This window comes from Pseudomonas sp. SHLD1, assembly GCF_028640935.1.
Classification (GTDB): domain Bacteria; phylum Pseudomonadota; class Gammaproteobacteria; order Pseudomonadales; family Pseudomonadaceae; genus Chryseomonas; species Chryseomonas aestiva.
In genome coordinates, this window is sequence record NZ_JAQZAD010000002.1 from 1 (window position 1) to 460 (window position 460).

1 protein-coding gene is annotated in these 460 nt (G+C 67.0%); it reads left to right on the plus strand.

Going from position 1 to position 460, the window contains the following annotated elements:
* Positions 1–10 precede the first annotated feature (10 nt).
* Positions 11–460: MCP four helix bundle domain-containing protein (locus tag PVZ77_RS00010; protein ID WP_273829821.1), on the plus strand; the 450-nt coding region annotated here is incomplete at its 3' end.

Consider the following 460-nt stretch of genomic DNA (forward strand, 5'->3'; position numbering starts at 1 on the left):
CGAGGTATCAATGCGTACTCCCCTTTCCATGGCCGCCCGCCTGGGCCTGGGCTTCGGCCTGATCCTGGTGCTGATGCTGCTGATCACCCTCGTTGGCGTCCAGCGCGTCGGCGTCATCGATGACACCCTGACCGCCGTCAGCCAGGGCGCCAGCGTCAAGCAGCGCTACGCCATCAACTTCCGCGGCAGTGTGCACGACCGCGCCATCGCCATTCGCGATACGGTGCTGATCCACGACGTCGCGCCCCTGGCCAGTCGCCTGGCCGACATCGATCGCCTCAAGGCCTTCTATCGCCAGTCCGCCGAGCCCATGGATCAGCTGTATGCCAGCCAGGGCGCCACCGCCGAGGAACAGCGCCTGCTGGCGGCTATCAAGGACATCGAAGGCACCGCCCTGCCGCTGACCGATCGCCTGCTGCAACTGCGCCAGGCCGGTGATCTGGAAGGCGCCCGGGTGTTC